Here is a 22,432-nt window from a genome sequence, read left to right as displayed (position 1 = left end):
AGCCCCGAGCGAGGCACCGCTTTTTCTTGGAGGAGCGAAGCGGGGGAAAGAAAAAGCGGTGCCTCGCGAGCCGGCGACGAAGTCGCCCAACAAAGGAGCATCGCGGGCCGGCGACCACTGCCCGACCCGCGACCCCCCTTCCGAGGTTCGGCTCACCCGGACCGGGCCCGATCCGCGACGGCGCGATCGAGCCGTCGCGGTCCCGGGAGTCCGGGCGAGGCGCCGGGCCGAAGCCGGCCCGTCCTGGCCCGTGCTCGGACGGGTCGGGCTGTAGCCGGTCCGGTTCCCGAACCGGGTTCAGCGTAGAAACCGTCGGGACTTGCCGTCCGGGACTCCCAGCACACTCATCCATTCGAGTGACATCCGCATCACTCAGGAGAGGCCGAGCCGCCGATAGCGGACCATACGGGCGGCCAGCCGCTCGTCCGGGTCCAGGACCCGCAGCGTGCTCAGCTCGTGCTCGAGCACGGCCGCGACCCGACGCACGAACGCCTCGGGTTCCTCGGCCGCGTCCGGGTCCTCGGGCACCACACGGTCCACGATGCCGTCGCGCAGCAGATCGGCGGAGCGGATGCCCTGCCGCCCGGCGATCTCGGCGGCCCGCTCGGTGCCCCGGTACAGGATCGCCGCCGCGCCCTCCGGCGGCAGCGGCGACAACCACGCGTGCCGCGCGCAGATCACCCGATCTGCGGGCAACAACGCGAGCGCGCCGCCGCCGGATCCCTGACCCAGCAGAAGGCATACCGTCGGCGCGGGCAGCAGGACCAACTCGGCCAGGCAGCGGGCGATCTCGCCCGCCAACCCACCCTCCTCGGCCTCGCGCGAGAGTGCGGCGCCGGCGGTGTCCACCACGGTCACCAGCGGCAGGCCCAGCTCGGCGGCCAGCCGCATGCCCCGCCGGGCCTGGCGCAGCCCGGCCGGACCGAACGGGCCGTGTTCGCTCTGCCGGGTGCGGTCCTGGCCCAGCACCACGCACGGCGCACCGGGACCGGCGCCGACCCCGAACCGGGCCAGCACCAGGCGCAGCGCCGGTTCGCTCTCCCCCTCGCCGGTCCCGCGCAGCGGGGTGACCGAGCGCGCGCCGTGCCGCAGCAGCGCGCGCAGTCCCGGGCGGCGCGGGTCGCGCGAGCGCCGCACCGAGGTCCAGGCCGGCACGTCGGGCAGCGGTTCGGCACGGACCTCGGGCGGCGGCTCGGGCGGCGCGCTGCCCGGGCCGAGGACGTCGAAGACCTTGATCGCGACCCGGCGCAGCTCGTCCGGCGGCACGACCGCGTCGATCAGGCCGTGCTCGTACAGGTTCTCCGCGACCTGCACCCCGTCGGGGAACGGGCGTTCATGCAGCGCCTCGTACACGCGCGGGCCCAGGAAGCCGATCAGCGCGCCGGGTTGCGCGGCGGTGACATGGCCGAGCGAACCCCAGGAGGCGAACACCCCGCCGGTGGTGGGGTGGCGCAGGTAGACGAGGTAAGGCAGGCCCGCCGCGCGGTGTGCGGCCACCGCCGCGGAGATCTTGACCATCTGCAGGAACGCGACGGTGCCCTCCTGCATACGGGTGCCGCCGGAGGTGGGCGAGGCGACCAGCGGCAGGCCCTCGGCGGTGGCGCGCTCCACCGCGAGGGTGAGCCGTTCGGCGCCCGCGACGCCGATCGAGCCGGCCAGGAAGTCGAACTCGCACGCGGCCACCGCCACCCGGCGCCCGTGGATCCGGCCCTCCCCCGTCACCAGCGCCTCGTCCAGACCGGTGCGCGCGCGGGCTGCCGCCAACTCCGCCGTGTACGCCGGATCCGGCGCGGCGAGCGGGGGCAGCGGGTCGTTCCAAACGGTGAAGGAGCCCTGATCCAGGACACGTTCGATCAGATCCAGGGCCCGCACGCGCTCGGGATGACTCATGCGATCAAACTAACCCACCGTCGGTGGCGTCCGGAGGATGTGACCGTGCCGTCGACGCCGAGTCCTACCGGTCGGTACGTCGATCTGGCAGGCTGCGGGAATGGCCCCTCTCACCGCCGCACCCCCCGTGTCCGCTTCCGCTCCCTCGCCCACCATCGGCGCCGACCGGGCCCGCTACGACAAGGCCACCGCGCACCTGGACGCGCCGTTCGCCGTCGTGGACCTGGCCGCGTACCGGGCCAACGCGGCGGATCTGGTGCGCCGCGCGGCCGGCACCCCGGTGCGGGTGGCGAGCAAGTCGGTGCGCTGCCTGCCGCTGCTGCGCGAGGTGCTGGAACTGGACGGCTACCACGGCGTGATGGCGTTCACCCTGCCCGAGGGCCTGTGGCTGGCGAGCGAGGGGATCACCGACATCCTGGTGGCCTACCCCTCCACGGACCGCGCGGCGTATCGCCGGCTGGCGGCCGACGCCGAGGCCGCCGCGAGGGTGACGGTCATGATCGACGACCCGGCCCAGCTCGACCTGATCGAGCGCGCGATCGCGGATGTGCGGCCCCGGAACGAGCTGCGGGTGTGCGTGGACATCGACACCTCGTGGCAACTCTTGGGCGGCCGCGTGCACATCGGCGCGCACCGCTCGCCGCTGCACACGCCGGAGCAGGTGGTCGCGGTCGCCGAGGCGGTCACCCGGCGGCCGGGTTTCCGGTTGGTGGGACTGATGGCGTACGAGGCGCACATCGCGGGCGTCGGGGACGCGCCCGAGGGCCGCGCGCTCTACGGGCGGATCCTGCGCGCGATGCAGGCCAAGGCCGGCGCCGAACTGAGCCGGCGCCGCGCGGACATCGTGCGCGCGGTGCGCGCGATCGCGCCGCTGGAGTTCGTCAACGGCGGCGGCACCGGCAGCGTGGAGCGCACCTCGGCGGAGTCCGCGATCACCGAGGTCGCGGCCGGCTCCGGGCTCTTCCAGCCGCGCCTGTTCGACCACTACACCGCGTTCCGCGGACGGCCCGCCGCGCTGTTCGCGCTGCCCGTGGTGCGCCGCCCCGGACACGGCTGCGTGAGCGTGCTCGGCGGCGGCTACCCGGCCTCGGGAGTGCCCGCGGCCGACCGGCTGCCCCAGCCGTACCTGCCGCAGGGTCTGTCGTACCAGCCGCAGGAGGCGGCGGGCGAGGTGCAGACCCCGCTGCGCGGGGCGGCGGCCGACGACCTGCGGATCGGCGACTCGGTGTGGTTCCGACACGCCAAGGCGGGCGAACTGTGCGAGCGCTTCGACGCGTTGCACCTGATCGACGGCGACCGGGTGGTGCGCACGGTGCCCACCTACCGCGGCGAGGGCCACACCTTTTTGTGAGCGCGAGGCCGGGCGGCGAGGGCCGGCGGCGGGCGCGCGGGCGGAGTCGACGACGGGAACCGACCGGCTCTTAACCGGACAAGACCCACCCGTTCGGCCCACCGCGCAAAAAACGACCCGTTGAGGGGCTGTCCGCCACTACCGCGGATGGCCCACAATGCCCATTGCAGGCGCCGTATCGGCGCGGCAGTACGTCCGGCCGCTGAAAGGTCGCAGCCATGATCGCGCGCTTGGGCACGCTCGGGCAGGAACATCCCGTCACCGGGGTGACGATCTGGCGCGGCTGTGCGGTCGTCCACCTGGCCGGCGAACTCGACCTGCACAACGCCCCGCTCCTGCACCGCACCCTCATCGAGCTGATCGACGGCGGCTGTCGGCGGGTGGTCGTGGACGCCACCGGGTTGAACTTCTGCGACTCGGTCGGACTGGGTGTGCTGATAGACGCGTTCAAGTCGATGCACGCCTTCTCCGGTGAACTGCGCCTGGCCGCGCCGGACCGCAACGTCCGCGCGACGCTGCGGATGACCGGCCTGATCGACGTGCTCGGGGTGCGGGACACCCTGCAGGAAGTACTCGACGAGTTCGCCGACTGAAGTCCGGTCGCGCTCGGGCGCCGGCGTCGGTCGGGTGCGGCATGATCGGGCACGTGACTGAACGTCTGATGCTCCTCGACACCGCGTCCCTGTACTTCCGCGCCTACTTCGGCGTCCCGGAATCGGTCAAGGCTCCCGACGGCACGCCGGTCAACGCCGTGCGCGGCCTGGTCGACTTCATCACGCGCCTGGTCGAGGACCGGCGGCCCAGCCGGCTGGTGGCGTGCATGGACGCGGACTGGCGACCGCAGTTCCGGGTCGACGCGATTCCCTCGTACAAGGCGCACCGGGTCGCCGAGGCGGCCGGGCCGGACGAGGAGGAGATCCCGGACACCCTCGCCCCGCAGGTGCCGGTGATCGAACAGGTGCTGGACGCGCTGGGCATCCCGCGCGTGGGCGTGCCCGGCTTCGAGGCGGACGACGTGATCGCCACGCTGGCCGAGCGGGCCGGGATCGCGGTGGACATCGTCACCGGCGACCGGGACCTGTTCCAACTCGTCGACGGCGCGCGGGCAATCCGGGTGTTGTACACGGTCAAGGGCGTGGCCGCGCACGAGGTGATCGACGAGGCCGCCGTGCTGGCCCGCTACGGCGTGCCCGCGTCGGCCTACGCCGACTTCGCCACGCTGCGCGGCGACGCCAGCGACGGCCTGCCGGGGGTCAAGGGCATCGGGGACAAGACCGCGGCGCAGCTGATCACCGAGTACGGCGATCTGGCCGGCGTGCGCGCGGCCGCCGCCGACCCGGCGGCCAGGCTGACCCCGGCGCGCCGGGCCCGGATCCTGGAGGCGGGCGACTATCTGGACGTGGCGCCGGGCGTGGTGCGGGTGGTACGGGACGTGCCGCTGCCGCCGCCGGCCGAGTGGGATCGGCCGCTGCCCACCGAGCCGGCCGACCCGGCCGCGCTCGAGGAACTGCGCCGCCGCTGGGGCCTGACCGGCCCGGTACATCGGTTGCTCGACGTGCTCGCCCCCCGGCGCTGATGCCCGGTATCTCCACCTAAGGACGGCGGTCGGCCACTCGAAAGGGTCGCTCCCGAACGCGCCGGGCGCACGATCGGCAATGTGACCCAGGTCACATCGGAAAGTTGCACGGAATCTGTCACGTTCGCCGTGCAGGCGTGTCTCCCCAGGCATGCGTACCGAGTGTGACACCACGATTACCGCCAAGCCCGACCGCGATCGGCTCCGAGACGAGTGGCAGCGCGTGACCCTGCGGGCCGGCTGGCCCACCCGGGTCGCCTGGCACAGCGACGCCGTCGAGCAATGCCTGGACGCCCTCGTCCACGACGGCCACGCGCACACCGCGTGCCTGGCCCTGGCCCGGGACCGGGCCGCCGCCGAGATCCCGCTGGACGTGGCGCTGGCCGAACTGGACGCGCTGTTCCTGTGCGGCCTCGCGCACAGCGCGCCCGGCCCGCTGGTGCAGGCCTACCTGAGCACCCGCGCCCGGGCCAACCCGCCCGGCACCCTGCCCCCCGGCACCGACCCGATCACCGAACTGCCCTCGGCCGCGCTGCTCCAGCAACGACTGGCCCAGCGCGCCGCCGCCGGCGAGCACGTGCGGATCGTGGTGGTGCGCCTGGAGGTCCCCGAGTCGCTGCTGTGGGGCCACCTGCGGCACCTGCTGCTCACCGCCCGGCACCTGGAACGCGCCCTCGGCGACCTGGCCTACGCGGTGCCGCCCGGGCGGCTGATGGCCCTGCTCGACGGCGACGACCCGGAACTGCCGGACCGCCTGGACCGCTTGTGCCGCGCACCCGTGGACCCGCTGGACGGCCCCGGCGGCGTCCCCGGCGGCGCCCCGCGCATCCCTCGTTCGAGCGTGCGTTTGACCACCGCGCCGGGCACGACGGGTCGGTAGCACATCATGAACCACCTCTTCGTACTTTCGTTCGTCACCCGAATGACGCAGCGTCACCCCCGCTGCGGCCCCTCGATCCGCACGGGCGCGGGCGGCCTGCCCCCGCGCTCGTGCCGCACCACCCGCGCCGGAGCGCACTCCGGGTGCCTTGAAGAGCCTCATCGCTTCTGGACAGACCGTGGCCGGATGGTCACGATGCTGTCCGGACGATCGGGTACGGCACGGGATCAAGGGGGCAATCGGTGGCACGCGAGGACGACGCGGCGACCCCGGACCCCAGCGGCGACGGGAACGGCGGCGCCACCGAGGCCACCGGCGCCGGCGCGCGTCCCCCGTTCGTCCCCGGCCAACGCGGCGTGCATCACCCTCGGGTGTACGACGGCGACCTCGGGCCCGAGCCGGCCGCAACCCAATCGGCCCAGCCCTGGTCGCCCGACCCCGCAGCGACCCACCCCCTCGCGACCGAACCGGGCAGCGACCGCGTCGGCCCACCGCCGGACTCCGACACCGGCCGACCGCCGGTGCACGACGGCCCCCCGGACGGCGAACTCGCCGACCTGGTGCGCTCCGGCGACGGCGACGCCTACGGCCTGCTCTACCAACGGCACGTGAGCTCCATCCGCCGCTTCGCCCGCACCTGCACCCGCACCCCCGAGGCCGCCGACGACCTGTGCGCCGAGGCGTTCGCCCGCACACTCCAGGCACTGCGCTCGGGCCAGGGGCCCAAGGAGGCGTTCCGGGCCTACCTGCTCACCACCGTGCGCCACGTCGCCGGCGACTGGACCAGGAGCGACCGCCGCGAATGGCTCACCGAGGACTTCACCGTCTTCGAGTCCGCCTGGGAAAACCAGGACCGCGTGGTGAAGGCCGACGACGCGCGGCTCGCGCTCCAGGCCTTCCAGGACCTCCCCGAGCGGTCCCGCATGGTGCTGTGGCACGTGGACATCGAGGGCGAGCAGGCCGTCCAGGTCGCCCCGCTGGTCGGCGAGAACCCGGACAACGTCCGCAAGATCCTGGAGCGGGCCCGCCAGGAACTGCGCGACAACTACTTCGTGGCGTTCGCCACCGGCGGCGTCAAGGACGAGAACTGCAAGAAGTTCACCCGGCACTACGGCCGGCACATCCGCAACCGGATGGACTCCGAGAAGCGCCGCGAGAGCATCGACGCACACCTGAAGAAGTGCAGCCGATGCAACGAGACCTACGCGGAGATGGTCGACGTCCGCGACCGGTACGGACCGATCGCGCTGGCACTGATCGGCATCACCGCGCCGATCTTCCTCAGCGGCACCGCCGTGGCCGCGGGCACCACCGCCGCGGCCACGGCGGTGGCCGGCGGGATGGGCCTGGCGGTCGGCGCCAGTGGCGCGGGCGGCGTCGCGAGCGGGGTCGCCGCGGGTGCCGCCGCGGCAGGCGGCGCGGCGACGGGCGCGGGCGTGGGCGCCGCCGCGGCCAAGGGCGCCGGGCAGGCGGGGCAGACCGCCGGCCGCTCGTCGTTGATCGCGGGCGGCGTGGTGGTGGCCGTCGCGGTCGCCGCGTTCGCCCTGGTGGACACCGACAAACCCAAGCCGAAACGCCCGGCCCCACCGGTCGCCGCCTCCGCACCCGCCCCGCTGCCCCCGCCGGCCCCCACCACCGAGACCCGCCCCCCGCAGCCCTCTCCGCCCAAGCCGGAGGTCGAGGCACCCGCGCCGACCCCGCCGCCCCCGACCCCGGCCACCCCGTCGACCCGCCCCGAGCCCACCAGGTACCCGCCGACCAAGCCCGCCCCGACCCGGGTCAAGCCGACCCGGTCCGGACCGACTCTGGTCGCCGACAACAAGGAGTTCCGCGCCGACGACAACAAGGTCGGCTTCAAGTGCGACAACGGCGACGGCAAGTGGTGCGAGAACCCGACGATCACCGTGCCCAGCGCACTGGCCGCGCCGCTGATGCCGCCGGGCTCGACCGCCGAATGCGCCGAGATCAAGGGAAAGAACGGGTCGCACTACACCCTTTGCCGTCGCTGACCGGCCGGCCGGGGCCTAACCCGCCGACCCCGCCGCCCCCATCGAGCCCGCCGCACCCGCGGTGCCCGCCCACGGGGCCGCCGCCTCCAACTGCCCGGCGAGCCGGAACAGCGTCGCCTCGTCGCCGTACCGGCCGGCGAACTGCACGCCCAGCGGCAGGCCGTCCGAGGTGCGCCCCAGCGGCACCGACATGGCCGGCTGCCCGGTGACATTGAACAGGCTGGTGAACGCGGCCATCCCGCGCATCCCGGTCAGCGCCGCCATCGGATCGCGGTTGGGATCCAGCTCGCCCAGCAGCGGCGGCACCACCGCCATCGTCGGGGTCAGCAGCACGTCCAGGCGCCCGGTCAGCCGGGTCACCGCCCGCCCGATCGTGTGCATCGTGTCGATCGCGGCCAGATAGCGCGCCAGCGACAACGAGCGGCCCTTGTCCACGATCAGCCGGGTCGCCCCGTCCAGATCGCCGGCCCCGAGCTCGCGACCCAACTCGGCCAGCCGCAGGTCCACCATGCGCGCGATGTGCGCGGCACTGATCGGCGCGATCACCTCGCCCGGCCGGCTCAGCGTGTCCGGCCAGGTCACCGGCTCCACGTCGTGGCCCAGCGCGACACACAGCGCCGCGGCCTCCTCCGCGGCCCGCACACACTCCGGATCCACCACCACACCGCTGTCCACCGGCGTCAGGATCAACCCGATCCGCAACCGCCCCGGGTCCGCGCCCACCTCGGCGGCGTACGGCCGCACCGGCGGCGGCGCGTGATACGGATCGCCCGGCTCCGGCGTGCCGGTGATGTCGAGCAGCGTCGCGCTGTCGCGGACCGTACGGGTGACCGCGTGCGCCACCGACAGACCCGCCCACGACTCGCCGTGATCCGGCCCCGGGGTGACCCGACCCCGGCTCGGCTTGAGCCCGAACACCCCACAACACGCGGCCGGGATGCGAATCGAACCGCCCCCGTCGGTGGCGTGCGCGACCGGGACCATGCCCGCCGCGACCGCAGCCGCCGAACCGCCGCTGGAGCCGCCCGCGCTGCGCTCGCGATGCCAGGGATTGTGCGCGGGACCGAACAGCGCGGACTCGGTGGTGGTACCCAGCCCGAACTCCGGGGTGTTCGTCTTGCCCACGATCAGCACACCCGCGGCCCGCAGCCGGGTCACCAGCGTGCTGTCGCGCGCCGCGACGCCGCCCGCGAACAACCGCGACCCGTTGCTCGTGGCCATCCCGGCCACATCGCACTCGAGGTCCTTGATCAGATACGGCACACCCGCGAGCACACCGGGCAACAACCCGCCGACCTCGCCCCGGGCCTGCTCCTCGCACAACGCGACCACCGCGCCCAGGGCCGGCTCGCGCTCCTTGATCGCCGCGAAGGTGACGTCGAGCACCTCGTCCGCGGTCACCTCACCGCGGGCGATCAGGCCCGCGAGCCCGGTGGCGTCATAGGACTGATACTCGTCGATCCGCACGGCACGACCTCCTGCGCTGGTGAAACACGTCCGCCACGCACCGTACGCGACCGTGTGCCCGCGCGATTCGCCCCGTCGGCCGATCGGCAAAAACCGGCGCGCGCCGGCGCGGACCGGCCGGAGGCCGATACCGCGGACCGCCGCGCCGCCCGCTCAGCCCACCGACGAGTACGAGACCACGCCTCGGCGCAGCCCCTCGATCGCCTTGCGCGCCGTCCCGCCGACCTTGCTGTCGTCCGGCGCGGCGGCGGCGATCTGGCCCAGCACGTCGACCAGTTGCTTGATCCAGCGGACGAAGTCGCCGGCCGGCAGGTCGGCCTCGCCGAGCACCGCGTCCAGACTCAGCCCCGACGCCCACGAGTACGCGGTCCAGGCGAAGCCCAGGTCCGGCTCGCGCAGGAAGTCGAGGTGGTGCTGCCCCTCCAGCGCGTCCAGGTGCCCCCACAGCCGCACCATGTCGGCCAGCGCGGCGTGCGCCGCACCACCCGGCAGCTTGGGCGCCATCGCGTCGTCCGGCTGCCGCGACTCGTACACCAGCGCGGACGCGCACGCGGCCAGCTCCGCGGGCGTCAGCTCCTCCCACAGGCCCTCGCGCAGGCACTCGGCGGTGAGCAGGTCCAACTCGGCGTAGATCCGCGCGAGCCGGCGCCCGTCATCGGTCACCGTGTCGCCCTTGAGGTAGTCCAGGTCGGTGAGCATCGCGCAGACCCGGTCGAAGGTGCGCGCGATGGTGTGCGTACGGCCCTTCATCCGGCTCTCGATCACCTGGGTGTCGCGCAGCAGCCGGTAGTAGCGCTCCGCCCAGCGCGCGTGCTCCTCGCGGTCGTCGCAGCCATGGCACGGGTGTTGCCGGATCGCCTGCCGCAGCCTGGCGAGCTCGGGATCGTCGGCCGCCGGCGAGCGCTGCTTGCGGGCCCGCGGCTGGTCCACGTGGCCGGCCTTGGTACGCAGCGAGGACGCCAGATCGCGGCGCGACTGCGGGTTGCGCGCGTTGAACGAGCGCGGGATGCGCAGCCGGTCGAGCGCGGTGACCGGCACGGGGAAGTCGATCCCGGCCAGTCGACGGGCCTGGCGGTCCGAGGTGAGCACGAACGGGCGCGGACCCTCCGGCCCCTGGTCGGTGCCCGGGTCCAGGACCACCGCGAGGCCCGCGTACTTGCCGGTGGGCACCACGATGATGTCGCCGGGCCTGAGCTTCTCCAGCGACGCGGCGGCCGCGGCCCGGCGCTGTGAGACGCCCTCGCGGGCCAGTTCCGTCTCGCGGTCCTTGAGCGCGCGGCGCAGCCGCCCGTACTCGGCGAAGTCGCCCAGGTGGCAGGTCATCGCCTCGTGGTAGCCGGCCAACCCCTCCTCGTTGCGCTGCACCTGGCGGGTCAGCCCGACCACCGAGCGGTCCGCCTGGAACTGCGCGAACGAGGTCTCCAGGAGCTCGCGCGAGCGGTGCCGGCCGACCTGGCCGACCAGGTTGACCGCCATGTTGTAGGACGGCTTGAAGGAGGACCGCAGCGGATAGGTGCGGGTACCCGCGAGCCCGGCCAGGTGGCCCGCGTCGAAGCCCTGGTGCCACAGCACGACGGCGTGGCCCTCGATGTCGATGCCGCGACGCCCGGCGCGTCCGGTGAGCTGGGTGTACTCGCCCGCGGTCAGGTCGGCGTGCGTCTCGCCGTTCCACTTGACCAGCTTCTCCAGCACCACCGAGCGGGCCGGCATGTTGATCCCCAGCGCCAGTGTCTCGGTCGCGAACACCGCCTTGACCAGGCCCTTGACGAACAGTTCCTCGACGACCTCCTTGAAGGTCGGCAACATGCCCGCGTGGTGCGCGGCGATGCCGCGCTGGAGCGCCTCCAGCCACGAGTGGTAGCCCAGCACGTGCCGGTCCTCGTCCGGGATCCCGGTCGTGCGCGCCTCCACGATCGCGCGCACCTCGGCCCGCTCCGCCTCGCCGTTGAGCCGCAGGCCCGCGTGCAGGCACTGCTGCACGGCCGCCTCGCAGCCCTTGCGGCTGAAGATGAAGGTGATCGCGGGCAGCAGGCCCTCGGCGTCGAGCCGGTCGATCACCTCCGCGCGGCTGGGCGTCCAGATCCGGCTGCGCATCGGTCGGGTCTCCTGGCCGCGATTGCGCCGGTAGCGGTCCTGCGGTCGGCCCGCCCGCTCGCTCTCCATCCGGCCCAGCCGGATCAGCTCGGGGTTGACCTCGGTGTGGTTCTCGTCGGTGAACAGGTCGTAGGTGCGGTTGCCCGCGATCACGTGCTGCCACAGCGGCACCGGGCGGTGCTCGGAAACCACCACGGCGGTGTCGCCGCGCACGGTGCCCAGCCAGTCGCCGAATTCCTCGGCGTTGCTGACGGTCGCCGAGAGCGAGACCAGCGTGACCGATTCGGAGAGGTGGATGATCACCTCCTCCCACACCGCGCCGCGGAAGCGGTCGGAGAGGTAGTGCACCTCGTCCATCACGACGTAGCCCAGGCCGTTCAACGCGTTCGAGGACGCGTAGAGCATGTTCCGCAGCACCTCGGTGGTCATCACGATCACCGGGGCGTCGCTGTTGACCGAGTTGTCCCCGGTGAGCAGGCCCACGTTCGCCGCGCCGTAGAGCTTTTGGAAATCGGCGAACTTCTGGTTCGACAGCGCCTTGATCGGCGTCGTGTAGAAGCACTTGCGGCCCTGTTCGAGCGCGAGGTGCACGGCGAACTCGCCGACCACCGTCTTGCCCGAACCGGTCGGCGCCGCGACCAGCACACCCTTGCCGCTTTCCAGCGCGCGACAGGCCTCGACCTGGAAGGGATCGAGGCCGAAGGGGTACTGCTCGCGGAAGGCGTGCAGGCTCGTCCGTTCGTCGGCGGCTTGGCGGCGGGAGGCCGCGTAGCGCTCGGCGGGGGACATCTGGGTGTCGCGGTCCGTGCCGCGTGCGGGATCGAGAGGCATCTCGTCAAGCAGACTACCGGCCGGGACCGACGGCTGTGATCACCTTTTTTCGATCTTGAAAGGCAGCTCGATCTTGAAAGGCAGCTCGATCTCGAAAGGCGGCCCGATCCTGAAAGGCGGCCCGCTCCCGAAAGGCGGGCGGCCCGAACTCGGCAGGCGGCTCGACCCGAGCAGGCGGCCGGGCCGGCGGCCCGTGGCTCAGCCGCGCGGCGCGGGCACCAGGACCCGGACCGCCGCCGGCACGCAGTCCGCGGTCAGCGGCAGCGCGCCCAGCCGTTCGCCGTCGGCCCACCCGCTGAGCCCGCGCGCGCTCAGCGACACGGTCGCGGCGCGGTGCACGGTGACCAGCGGATGGCTCACGTGCTTTCCGCCGTAGACCTTGGGGAACACCCGCAGCAGCTCGGCCCGCCCGCAGCCGGCCACCACCGTGACGTCGAACAGGCCGTCGGCGAGATCGGCGTCCGGGCACATCCGCATGCCGCCGCCGTAGGAGCGACCGTTGCCCACCGCTATCAGCGTCGCCTCGACGTCGACCGGTTTGCCGTCCAGCTCCAGTTCGTAGGCGATCGGCGCCAGCGCGCCCAGCTCGCCCACCAGGGCGGCGTTGTAGCGGGTCCGCCCGCGGGCCCAGGTCATCCGGTTCGCGCGTTCGTTGACCCGAGAGTCGAATCCGGTGCACAGGATCGTGCCGAACCAGCGCTCCCCCGCCCGCCCCAGGTCCACCGGCCGCGTATGCAGATCGGCCACCACCCGCGCCGCGGCGGCCACGTCGCCCAGCGGCAGGTCCAACGCCCGGGCGAAGTCGTTGCCCGAACCGATCGGCACCACGCCCAGCGGCGTGCTCGTGCCCGCCACCGCCTGCAAAGCGGCCGCGACCGTGCCGTCCCCGCCGACCGCGACCACGGCCGCCACGCCGCCGCGGACCACCGCACGCAGCCGGGCGATCCCCTCCGCGGCACCGGGAGCGGACACCTGATGCGGTGTCAGCCCCCGGTCACGGAGCAGATCGGCCGCGAGCGACGCGGCCTTGAGACCCCGACCACGACCCGCGGTGGGGTTGACGAATACCGCTATCTCCCGAGACACAAGGCGCGAGATTAGCCCACCCGACCTCAGGTGATGTCGTCCACCCTGGTCGAGGAACCCGCCTGCGACTCGTCCACGACGGTGCTCGGCCGCTCGACCGGGCGCACCGAGGTGTCCAGGACCGACGCCTCGTCGTCGTCGAGGTCGGCGCCGAACACTTCCGCGTGCCGTTTGCCGCGCCGGCGGTCGTTGAGCCAGGCCACGATCAGCGCGATCCCGTACAGCACGGTGATCGGGATGGACAGCAGGATCATCGTCAGCGGGTCGGTGGTGGGGGTGGCCACCGCGCCGAAGACGAAGATGCCCATCACCACCCAGCGCCACCAGCTCGCGAGCTGCTTCGCGGTGACGACCCCGCCGAAGTTCAGCATGATCAGCACGAGCGGCAGCTCGCACGCGATACCGAACACCACGACCATGCGGATGACGAAGTTGAGGTAGTCGTCGAGCTGGATCTGGTTGCTGGCATCGGTGAGGGTGAAGTCCAGGAGCACCTGGAGGGCGTGCGGCAGGATCCAGTACGAGAAGTAGGCGCCGCCCAGGAACAGCGGCACACCCACGCCGACGAAGGCCAGCGAGTACTTCTTCTCGTTCTTGTGCAGCCCCGGCGCCAGGAAGGCCCACATCTGGTAGAGCCAGATCGGTGAGGCCGCGATGATGCCGGTGGCCAGCGAGATCTTCAGGGCCATCGAGAACGGCGAGAGCACGCCCTGTTGCACCAGGACACCCTGGCCGCACTTGGTGACGCCGGTGCCCTTGACGTTCTTGAGGTCGCAGACGGGATCGACCAGGAAGGCGCCGATGTCCTCGTAGAAGAACGCGGCGACGATGGTCACGACGATGATGGCCAGGAGCGCCTTGACGAGGCGATTGCGCAGTTCGCGCAAGTGCTCCATGAGGGGCATGCGCCCCTCGGCGTCCTTGATCTTCTTCTCTTTCGGGCCGGACTTTCGTCCGCGCCCTGCCTTGTCAAGCACCTTGAGGGCCGACTCCTAAAAGGCGCGTGGCGGATATCAGCGACGGTTGTGGTCGGGCTCGCCGACCGGCCGCGCCTCGCTCACGTCGCCCGGAGCCGCCTGGATGGTGCGCGGCGGCGTCTCGGTGGTCTTGGCGGTCTTGTCGGACGCGGGAGCCTCGCTCGCCCCGTCGTCCTTCATCGCCTTGGTCTCGCTCTTGAGGATGCGCAGCGAACGGCCCAGCGCACGCGCCGTGTCCGGCAGACGCTTGGCGCCGAACAACAGCACGACGACAACCAGGATCAGGATGATCTCGGGCCAACCGAGCTTGCCAAACATAGTCAGTACCTCATTGCCGGGGCCGGGGGGTTACGGGTTCGATCGTACGCCGGTGCGTCTTACACCTGTGCAACGCAATGGTGGCGAACAACTGCACCGGACGTAACCCCCAGGGGTCACGTGTGCGGATCACTGTCGGTGAGAGGCCGCGGCGCGCGGATGCGGTACGGCGCCGCGCCGCTCGGTCGGGCCGCCGGCCGCGTCCAGTTCGGCGGCGGCCTCGGCCAGTCGCGCGGAGGCGTCCGCGACGGTCGCCCCGAGGTGACGCACGTCACCGAACAATCGCCAGGCGAACCAGCCGATGACGCCGAGTCCGGCGAGGACGAGCACGATGAAGACGAGGACCCACGGCAACATGCGGCGACCCTAACAGCCCCCGCTCCCGCCGCCGCGCTCCGCCTTTCAGCGCGCGACCTGCATCGACGACACCCCGCCGTCGGTGAGCAGTTCGACGATCCGCTCACCGGCCGGCCGGCGCACCGAGTCGGCGCAGGTGGGGCAGCGGAACAGGTAGAAGGACTTGTTCGGTCGGAGTACCAGCCGTAGCTGATCCGCCGTCAACTCGACGCGTCCGCAGACCGGGCAGCGCGCCGTGAACGTCGACACCGTGGGCCTCCTCGCAATCTCGGGAAGGTTGTCGTCGGTGGTACCGGGAGTGCCGCTGGGCCGCGACCGGGCGATGTGCCGTTTTTGGACAATCGCCTCCGGCCGCGGCGAATCAGCCGGCCTGGTCCGCGTAGGCCGCGAGCGCGGCCGAGGCGGTCCGTCGTACATCGTCCACGAGTTCCGGCGGGGAGATCACCCTGCCGTGCCCGCCCAGGCGCAGCGCGAGCCGCCGGATCCCGGCCGGGTCGGGGGTGCGCAGGGTCAACCGCAGGCCGCCGTCGGCCAGTTCCTCGACCTTGTCGTAGCGGTAGTACTCGGTGACCCAGCGTCCGCCGGGACCGAGTTCGAGCACCACCTCGATGCCGTCCGCGGCGGTGGGCGCGAAACCGTCCGCCAGGTCCAGCGGCTCCACCGGCTGCGGCTCGGACGCCTCGTCCAGCAGAACCGCCTCGGCGACCCGGTCCAGCCGGAACAACCGGCGGCCCTCGGCCTGCCGACACCACGCCACCAGGTAGGTGTGCCCGTCGACCAACACCAGCCGGATCGGGTCCACCTCGCGCTCGGTGATCTCGTCCCGGCGCGGCACGTAGTAGCGCAGCCGCAGCCGGCGCCGCTCACTCACCGCGCGGTCCATCGTGGCGAACGCGGACTCCTGGGCGGCGTCGTCGCCCTCGAACTCCACGGTCACCCCCTCGGCGGCGCGCGCGGCCTCGCCGGCCGCGTCCTCCAGCTTGGCGGTCACCCGGCCCAGCGCGACCTTGTCCCGCTCGCGCAGCCCGGACAGGCCCGCCAGCGCGCGCAGCGCCACCAGCAGGGCCAGCGCCTCGTGCGGCGCGAGCCGCACCGGCCGCACCGGCGCGTCGGCGTTGTCCAGGAAGACCCGGCCCTCGAAGTCGACGTGCGGCTCGAGCAGATCGTCGGCCATGAAGCTGGTGCCGCACATGTGCAGCGTGCCCAGGTCCGCCTCGACCTGCGCGACCGGCAGGCCGAACGCGCGCGCGACGTCGTCCAGATGCGTGCCGGGGCGCTCGCGCAGGTAGGCAACCAGCGACAACAGCCGCCGGGTGTCGTCGATCGCGTTGCTCATCCGACCTTCACCTGTCCCGTCGCCTCACCGGCGGCCTCGCGCAGTTGCGCGACCACGGCCTCGCGCAGATGGAGCGGCTCCAGCACGACCACGTCGGGGCCGAACTCGGCGAGCCAGTGGTGCAGTCCGTGTCCGTGACTCAGTTCCAACTCGTCCCAGCCCTCGCCCGCCGGCACCACCGCGCTCGCCCGGGCACGCAGCGGGAACCCGGCGCCGGTGCGGACCCGGATCCGGGCGATGCCCTCGCCGCCCTCGCCGGCGAAGCGCGCGACCTGGCCGCGCACGTCCACCTTCTCCGGCACCTCGGCCCGGAACTGCTCCTTGAGCGGCTTCGGCTTGGGCTTGTCGGCGATCCGGTCCAGCCGGAACACCCGCTGTTCCTGTCGGTCCCGGGAGAAGCCCACCAGGTACCACCGGCCGCGCCAACAGCTCATCCCCCACGGCTCGACCACCCGCGGCGTGGCCTCGGCGGCACCGGAGCGACGGTAGGCGAACTGGATCGGGCGGCGGGTGCGCAGCGCGTCCAGCAGCGGCCCGAAGGCCGGCTCGCGCGCGGTCACCCGGGGCTCGACGCTGGTCAGCGGGGCCGAGTCGATCTCCACGCCGGCGGCCTTGAGCTTGTACAGCGCACCGGTCGCGGCCCCCGCCAGCGCGGACTGCTGCCAGGCGCCGGCGGCCAGCGCGAGCGCGGCGGCCTCCTCGGGGTCCAGCTCCACCGGTGGCAGCGCGTTCTTCTCGGGGCGGATCCGGTAGCCGTCGGCGGACTCGATCAGCGGGTCGTTGGCCCCCGTCTCGACGATGAAGCCGAGTTCGCGTACGTCGTCCTTGTCCCGCTCGAACATGCGGTCGAAGGCCTCGTCGGACGTGCACAGCCGATACGACTCGATCGACTGCCGCAGCTCTTCCTTCGTGACGTAGCGACGGGCGGCGAGCAGACACATCACCAGGCTCACCAACCGCTCCTGCTTCGGAATCGCCATCAGATCCCAGTCCCTCCCACAAGGCGCAGCCCCGACCGTACCGCGTTCGGCGCGTCGGTTGGTCCCGCCCGGCAATCCGGCCCTCCGGTTCGCCCGGCGACACCGGCCGGCGTTAGGCTCCCGGACCGTGATCACCTGGCGACGCGGCGAAGTGACGGCGATCCGACGGGCCTGGCGCGGAGCGGTCGAACTGACCGCGGCCGTACCGGAACCGGCCCCCGCGCGCGAGCTGCGCGCGATCGCCTACCCGCACCTGACCGGCACGCCGCAGGTCGGCGACACCGTGCTGCTCAACACCACCGCGCAGGACATGGGCCTGGGCACCGGCGGCTACGCGCTGGTGGTGGCGCTGCCCGATCGGCTGCCGCCGGATCCGCCGCCGGGCCCCGGGCACGTGGTCAAGGCGCGCTACACGCCGATGCAGGCGGTCGTGCTCGGCGTGGACGAACAGGACTCGCCGCACCACGCGACGCTGCGCGACGCGGACTCGCTGGAGGGCATGCCGGTGCTGGTCGCCGACCTGCACTCGGCGCTGCCCGCGATCTGCGCCGGGATCCGCCTCGCGCGCCCGCACGCGCGTGTGGTGTACGTGATGACCGACGGCGGCACGCTGCCGCTGTGGTTCTCGATGACCGTCGACACGCTGCGCGAACACGGCTGGCTGGCGGGCACGGTGACGGTGGGCCAGGCACTCGGCGGCGACTTGGAGGCGGTCACCCTGCACACCGGTCTGCTCGCGGCCCGGCACGTGCAGGGCGCGGATCTGGCGATCGTCGCGCAGGGGCCGGGCAACCTGGGCACGGGCACGCCGTGGGGCTTCTCCGGGGTCGCGGCGGGCGAGGCGATCAACGCGATCACCGCACTCGGCGGCCGACCCGTGGCCTCGCTGCGGATCTCCGACGCGGACGGGCGCGAGCGCCATCGCGGCGTCTCGCACCACTGCCTGACCGCGTACGGCCGGGTCGCGCTGGCCCGGGCCGACGTGATCGTGCCCACCCTGCCCGAGCCGCTGGCGAGCCGGGTCGCGGCGGACGTCGAGCCACTGCGCGCCGGGCACGACGTGCACACGGTGCCGATCGACGGCCTGGACGCGGCGCTGCGCGCCACACCCGCCCGGTTGTCCACGATGGGCCGGGGCCTGGACGCCGACCACGCCTACTTCCTGGCCGCCGCCGCGGCCGGCCGATTCGCGGCCGAACTCCCGGCCCAGGGCCTGCACTAGGCCCTGCCCGGCGGATCTTGGTGGATCGGGCCGCGTCGTGAGCGCAGCGAGGAGCCCGAAGGGCGGATGCCGTGCATCGGGCTGCCGGAGAAGCAGCCGCATAGTGGTTCTCTTCGGCTGTTTCTCCGGTGCGGCGAGGCGCGGTGCCGGGCGGCGCGGACCCACCAGGATCCGCCGGACAGGGCCCAGGGCCGCGGAACGAACGCGGCCCCGGCCCGCGCTGCTCGCGCGAACCGGGGCCGGGTGCGTCGTACGACTAGCCGACCTTCATCAGGTCGACCACGAAGATCAGCGTCTCGCCGGGCGCGATGGCGCCGGGCGCGCCGCGGTCGCCGTAGGCCTGGTGCGGCGGGATGACCAGCTTGCGCCGGCCGCCGACCTTCATGCCCTGCACACCCTTGTCCCAGCCCTCGATGACCTGGCCGATACCCAGCCGGAAGTCGAGCGGGGCGTTGCGGTTCCAGGACGCGTCGAACTCCTCGCCGGAGGAGAAGGCCACGCCGACGTAGTGCACGCTGACGTTCTGGCCCGCCTGGGCCACCGGGCCGTCGCCTTCCCAGATCTCGGTGATCTCCAGCTCGGCGGGCACGCCGCCCTCGGGGAAGTCGATCTCGGGCTTCGTAAGCTTCGTCACAGCGTTTCCGTATCCGTTCGAGTGCTGAATGCGGGGTCCAACCTATCGGGCGGATCGCCCGATCCGGTGCGCGACGGGCCGTCAGGCCGCCGTGCCGCCCAGGGCGTCGATGATGTCCACGACGAACACCAGCGGCGAGTTCGGCGGGATCTTCTCGCCGGAACCCTCCGCGCCGTACCCCTTGTCCGGCGGCAGGACCAGCAACACGCGGCTGCCGACCTTCTGCCCGACCAGACCCTCGTCCCAACCGGTCACGACCTGGCCGACGCCGATCTTGAACGCGGTCGCGCCACCGTGGTCCCACGACGAGTCGAACTTGGTGCCCTTGTCGAACAGCGCGCCGGTGTACTGCGCGACCAGCGTCTGGCCCTTCTGGACCACCGGGCCGGTGCCCTCGATCAGCGGCTGGACCGTCAGCTTGGTCGGCGCGGTCGCGCCCGGCGGGATGGTGATCTCCGCGGCCTTGCCGGACTCCACCTTGGCCACCGGAAGGCCGGCCGGCGGGGTCACCGCGGCGCCCTTGGCCTCCGCCTTGGGGTCGATCGTCTTGGTCGACTTCAGGTCCAGCATCAGCACGACGGCCTGCTTTTCCTGGGTGACCTTGGCCGGCACCACCACGAGCATCCGGGTGCCGGTCTTCTTGCCGATTATCCCCTGCCCGATCTCCTTCAGGAGCTCCTGGCTGCCCGCCTGGAAGACCTCGGGAGTCTTGGTGTCGTACGAGTTGCCCGCGTCCGTGCCGTCCCAGTTCTTGCCGACGGTGTCCGCGACGACGTAATCGTCCTTCTTGATCACGTCACCGGTGCCCTCGATGAGGATCGTGGACGTCGTCTTGTCGCCGGACTTCCCCTTGGGGATCTTGATGTCCGGCTTCTGCCCGAAGGCTCCGGTCACGATCGGTGTAACGGTTTTTCCTCCGTCGTCATCGCCACACGCGACCGCGGTGAAGGCCAGTGCGGGGACCAGAAGGAGCGCAGCGAGACGGCGCACGATGTTCCTCTGCTGAGATGGACAAGGACCGGGACACTCTATGGGGTTCGGATGTGAGGACGACGTGAAGACGACGACCCTGTTCAGGCGACCTCGCGGCCGGGCCGCTTGAGCCGGGCGGCCCAGCGCCCGTCCTCGGCGCGCACTGACAGCGGAATGCCGAAGCACTCGCTCAGGTTGGCGTCCGTCATCACCTCGTGCGCCGGCCCCGCCGCGACCGTCGTACCCCGACGCAGCAGCAGTGCGTGGGTCACCGAGCTGGGCAGTTCCTCCAGGTGGTGGGTGACGATCACCAGGGTCAGCCGCGGCAACTCGCGGGTCAGCGAGTCGATCGCCTCCAGCAGTTCCTCACGGCTGGGCAGGTCCAGCGCGTTGGCCGGCTCGTCCAGGAGCAGCAGCCGCGGGTCGGGCATCAGCGCCCGGGCGATCCGGGCCCGGCCGCGCTCGCCCTGGGAGCACACCGCGATCTCCCGATCCGCCAACCGCTCCAGGCCCAGCAGCGCGATCAGCTCGGCGGCGCGGGCCCGCTCGGCCGGCCCGTACCTGCCGTACAGCGGCTGCACCGTGCCGGTCGCCCCGGTGAGCACGTAGTCGGTCACCTTCAGGTACTCGGGAATGCGCAGCGCCGCGTTGACCGCGCCCACCTGCGCGCGCACCTCGCGCACGTCCACCCGGCCGAGCTGCCTGCCCAGGACGGTCACCGTGCCGTTGCCGGGGAAGCGCAGCGCGCCGGCCAGGGCCAGGATCGTGCTCTTGCCCGCGCCGTTGTGTCCGAGCAGCGCCCAGCGCTCGCCCTCGCGGACCGTCCAGTCCACGCCCACGAGCATGTCCGTGCGCCCGCCGGGCCCGTGCGCCCACACATCCACCGCGTCGAGCTCGAAGACCGGTGGAGCGATGTCCCATGTAGGTGTATCGACCATCGAGCAAGCATGCCAGTCGCCCGCCCGCTCCCGGCCAGGGGAGGGGGCGGGCGACGGCTTCGTCTCACATGCCGGCCGGCGCGGGTCGAGACCGCCGGTCCTCGATCACCGTCGGTGAGCACCTCGCGGCGATCACATGCCGGCGATCACATGCTGGCGATCAACTTCTCCACCCGGTCGTCCACCGACCGGAACGGGTCCTTGCACAGCACGGTGCGCTGCGCCTGGTCGTTGAGCTTGAGGTGCACCCAGTCCACGGTGAAGTCGCGCCGCTGCTCCTGGGCCTTCTTGATGAACTCGCCGCGCAGGCGCGCGCGAGTGGTCTGCGGCGGCAGCGACTTCGCCTCGAAGATCTTCAGATCGTTGCCGATCCGGTCGATCTGCCCGCGTCTCTCCATCAGGTAGTAGAGACCGCGGCGCCGGTGGATGTCGTGGTAGGCGAGGTCGATCTGGGCGACCCTCGGCGAGGACATGGGCAGGTTGTGCTTGGCCCGATACCGCTCGATGAGCTGATATTTGATCACCCAGTCGATCTCGCGCCCGACCAGGTCCAGGTTGCCGGAGTCGATCGCGTCGAGCGTGCGCTCCCACAGATCGAGCACCTTCTCCACGGTGCCGGTGCGGATGCCTCGGCGATCCGCGAACTCCTGCGCCTTGGTCAGGTATTCCCGCTGGATGTCCAGCGCGCTGGCCTCGCGGCCGTTGGCCAACCGCACCTTGCGCGAGCCGGTCATGTCGTGACTGACCTCGCGGATCGCCCGGATCGGGTTCTCCAGGGTCAGATCGCGCATCACGATCCCGGCCTCGATCATCCGCAGCACCAGATCGGTGGAGCCGACCTTGAGCAGCGTGGTGGGCTCGGCCATGTTGGAGTCGCCGACGATCACATGCAGCCGCCGATAGCGCTCGGCGTCGGCATGCGGTTCGTCGCGCGTGTTGATTATCGGACGGGAACGGGTCGTGGCCGAACTGACACCCTCCCAAATGTGCTCGGCGCGCTGGCTCACGCAGTACACCGCACCACGCGGCGTCTGCAGCACCTTGCCCGCGCCGCACAACATCTGACGGGTCACCAGGAACGGGATGAGCACATCGGCGAGCCGGGAGAATTCCCCGTGCCGCGCCACCAGATAGTTCTCGTGGCAACCGTAGGAGTTGCCGGCGGAATCGGTGTTGTTCTTGAAGAGATACACGTCGCCCGCGATGCCCTCTTCGTGCAGCCGCCGTTCGGCGTCGACGAGGAGACCTTCGAGAATGCGCTCACCGGCCTTGTCGTGCACGACAAGTTCCGGCACCGAGTCGCACTCGGGCGTCGCGTATTCGGGGTGGCTGCCCACGTCCAGATACAGCCGGGCCCCATTGCGTAGGAAGACATTGCTGCTTCGGCCCCACGAAACGACTCGGCGGAAGAGGTAGCGCGCCACCTCGTCCGGGGAGAGCCTGCGCTGCCCCCGGAACGTACAGGTGACGCCGTACTCGTTCTCCAGCCCGAAGATGCGGCGGTCCATGCGGCA

20 protein-coding genes are annotated in these 22,432 nt (G+C 72.2%); 6 read left to right on the top strand and 14 right to left on the bottom strand.

What is annotated here, in order from left to right; genetic code table 11:
* Positions 1-372 precede the first annotated feature (372 nt).
* Entirely contained in the window at positions 373-1,890 is a 1,518-nt protein-coding gene (locus tag ACIBSV_RS43590) for a carboxyl transferase domain-containing protein (protein ID WP_395873035.1), read from the bottom strand.
* Between the two features lie 100 nt (positions 1,891-1,990).
* Between ACIBSV_RS43590 and ACIBSV_RS43585 the strand changes: the two genes are divergently transcribed.
* The 5 genes from ACIBSV_RS43585 to ACIBSV_RS43565 all read left to right on the top strand — a co-directional run bounded on the left by ACIBSV_RS43585 (position 1,991) and on the right by ACIBSV_RS43565 (position 7,706).
* Entirely contained in the window at positions 1,991-3,241 is a 1,251-nt protein-coding gene (locus tag ACIBSV_RS43585; RefSeq protein ID WP_395873034.1) for an amino acid deaminase/aldolase, read from the top strand.
* 218 nt (positions 3,242-3,459) lie between these two features.
* Positions 3,460-3,834, top strand: a complete 375-nt coding sequence (locus ACIBSV_RS43580; protein ID WP_020552020.1) for an STAS domain-containing protein — start codon at positions 3,460-3,462, stop codon at positions 3,832-3,834.
* A 41-nt stretch (positions 3,835-3,875) separates the two neighbouring features.
* Positions 3,876-4,817, top strand: coding sequence for a 5'-3' exonuclease H3TH domain-containing protein (locus ACIBSV_RS43575; protein WP_395873033.1), 942 nt, complete (start codon positions 3,876-3,878; stop codon positions 4,815-4,817).
* A gap of 151 nt (positions 4,818-4,968) precedes the next feature.
* Positions 4,969-5,697, top strand: coding sequence for a hypothetical protein (locus ACIBSV_RS43570; RefSeq protein ID WP_395873032.1), 729 nt, complete (start codon positions 4,969-4,971; stop codon positions 5,695-5,697).
* A 242-nt stretch (positions 5,698-5,939) separates the two neighbouring features.
* Positions 5,940-7,706 carry an RNA polymerase sigma factor gene (locus ACIBSV_RS43565; protein WP_395873031.1) on the top strand — a complete coding sequence of 589 codons (1,767 nt, stop codon included), beginning with the start codon at positions 5,940-5,942 and terminating at the stop codon, positions 7,704-7,706.
* Between the two features lie 15 nt (positions 7,707-7,721).
* Here ACIBSV_RS43565 and ACIBSV_RS43560 read toward each other — a convergent pair whose 3' ends face one another.
* From ACIBSV_RS43560 to ACIBSV_RS43520, 9 genes are all read right to left on the bottom strand, one after another.
* A complete protein-coding gene (locus ACIBSV_RS43560) occupies positions 7,722-9,173 on the bottom strand; it encodes an amidase (protein WP_395873030.1) in 1,452 nt (483 codons plus the stop codon).
* Between the two features lie 153 nt (positions 9,174-9,326).
* Positions 9,327-12,098 carry a DEAD/DEAH box helicase gene (locus tag ACIBSV_RS43555; protein ID WP_395873029.1) on the bottom strand — a complete coding sequence of 924 codons (2,772 nt, stop codon included), beginning with the start codon at positions 12,096-12,098 and terminating at the stop codon, positions 9,327-9,329.
* A 198-nt stretch (positions 12,099-12,296) separates the two neighbouring features.
* Positions 12,297-13,184, bottom strand: a complete 888-nt coding sequence (locus ACIBSV_RS43550; RefSeq protein WP_395873028.1) for a YegS/Rv2252/BmrU family lipid kinase — start codon at positions 13,182-13,184, stop codon at positions 12,297-12,299.
* A 26-nt stretch (positions 13,185-13,210) separates the two neighbouring features.
* A complete protein-coding gene (gene tatC, locus ACIBSV_RS43545) occupies positions 13,211-14,089 on the bottom strand; it encodes a twin-arginine translocase subunit TatC (RefSeq protein WP_395873039.1) in 879 nt (292 codons plus the stop codon).
* 108 nt (positions 14,090-14,197) lie between these two features.
* Positions 14,198-14,479: a Sec-independent protein translocase subunit TatA gene (gene tatA / locus ACIBSV_RS43540; protein WP_395873027.1), complete on the bottom strand. Its 282-nt coding sequence runs from the start codon at positions 14,477-14,479 to the stop codon at positions 14,198-14,200.
* 129 nt (positions 14,480-14,608) lie between these two features.
* Complete coding sequence (locus ACIBSV_RS43535; RefSeq protein WP_395873026.1) at positions 14,609-14,836, bottom strand: hypothetical protein; 228 nt, start codon at positions 14,834-14,836, stop codon at positions 14,609-14,611.
* A 45-nt stretch (positions 14,837-14,881) separates the two neighbouring features.
* On the bottom strand, positions 14,882-15,085 hold the full coding sequence (locus tag ACIBSV_RS43530) for a hypothetical protein (protein ID WP_078978606.1): 204 nt from the start codon (positions 15,083-15,085) through the stop codon (positions 14,882-14,884).
* A 112-nt stretch (positions 15,086-15,197) separates the two neighbouring features.
* Entirely contained in the window at positions 15,198-16,172 is a 975-nt protein-coding gene (locus ACIBSV_RS43525) for a helix-turn-helix transcriptional regulator (protein ID WP_395873025.1), read from the bottom strand.
* Positions 16,169-17,152 carry a helix-turn-helix transcriptional regulator gene (locus ACIBSV_RS43520; protein WP_395873024.1) on the bottom strand — a complete coding sequence of 328 codons (984 nt, stop codon included), beginning with the start codon at positions 17,150-17,152 and terminating at the stop codon, positions 16,169-16,171. Before ACIBSV_RS43520 ends, ACIBSV_RS43525 begins: the two co-directional genes overlap by 4 nt.
* 127 nt (positions 17,153-17,279) lie before the next feature.
* On the opposite strand from ACIBSV_RS43520, the gene ACIBSV_RS43515 reads away from it, so the two are divergent.
* Positions 17,280-18,374: a DUF3866 family protein gene (locus tag ACIBSV_RS43515; protein WP_395873023.1), complete on the top strand. Its 1,095-nt coding sequence runs from the start codon at positions 17,280-17,282 to the stop codon at positions 18,372-18,374.
* A 256-nt stretch (positions 18,375-18,630) separates the two neighbouring features.
* Here ACIBSV_RS43515 and ACIBSV_RS43510 read toward each other — a convergent pair whose 3' ends face one another.
* The 4 genes from ACIBSV_RS43510 to pafA all read right to left on the bottom strand — a co-directional run bounded on the left by ACIBSV_RS43510 (position 18,631) and on the right by pafA (position 22,426).
* Entirely contained in the window at positions 18,631-19,008 is a 378-nt protein-coding gene (locus ACIBSV_RS43510) for an FKBP-type peptidyl-prolyl cis-trans isomerase (RefSeq protein ID WP_395873022.1), read from the bottom strand.
* An 81-nt stretch (positions 19,009-19,089) separates the two neighbouring features.
* Complete coding sequence (locus ACIBSV_RS43505) at positions 19,090-19,902, bottom strand: FKBP-type peptidyl-prolyl cis-trans isomerase (protein ID WP_395873021.1); 813 nt, start codon at positions 19,900-19,902, stop codon at positions 19,090-19,092.
* 179 nt (positions 19,903-20,081) lie between these two features.
* Positions 20,082-20,918: an ABC transporter ATP-binding protein gene (locus ACIBSV_RS43500; RefSeq protein WP_395873020.1), complete on the bottom strand. Its 837-nt coding sequence runs from the start codon at positions 20,916-20,918 to the stop codon at positions 20,082-20,084.
* Positions 20,919-21,064: 146 nt separating this feature from the next.
* The gene (pafA, locus tag ACIBSV_RS43495; protein WP_355532574.1) at positions 21,065-22,426 is read right to left on the bottom strand and encodes a Pup--protein ligase; all 1,362 of its coding nucleotides are present in this window, start codon (positions 22,424-22,426) and stop codon (positions 21,065-21,067) included.
* Positions 22,427-22,432 lie beyond the last annotated feature (6 nt).

Source organism: Embleya sp. NPDC050154 (genome assembly GCF_044460165.1).
In the GTDB taxonomy this organism is placed as follows: domain Bacteria; phylum Actinomycetota; class Actinomycetes; order Streptomycetales; family Streptomycetaceae; genus Embleya.
This window is presented reverse-complemented; position numbering and strand designations above follow the sequence as displayed.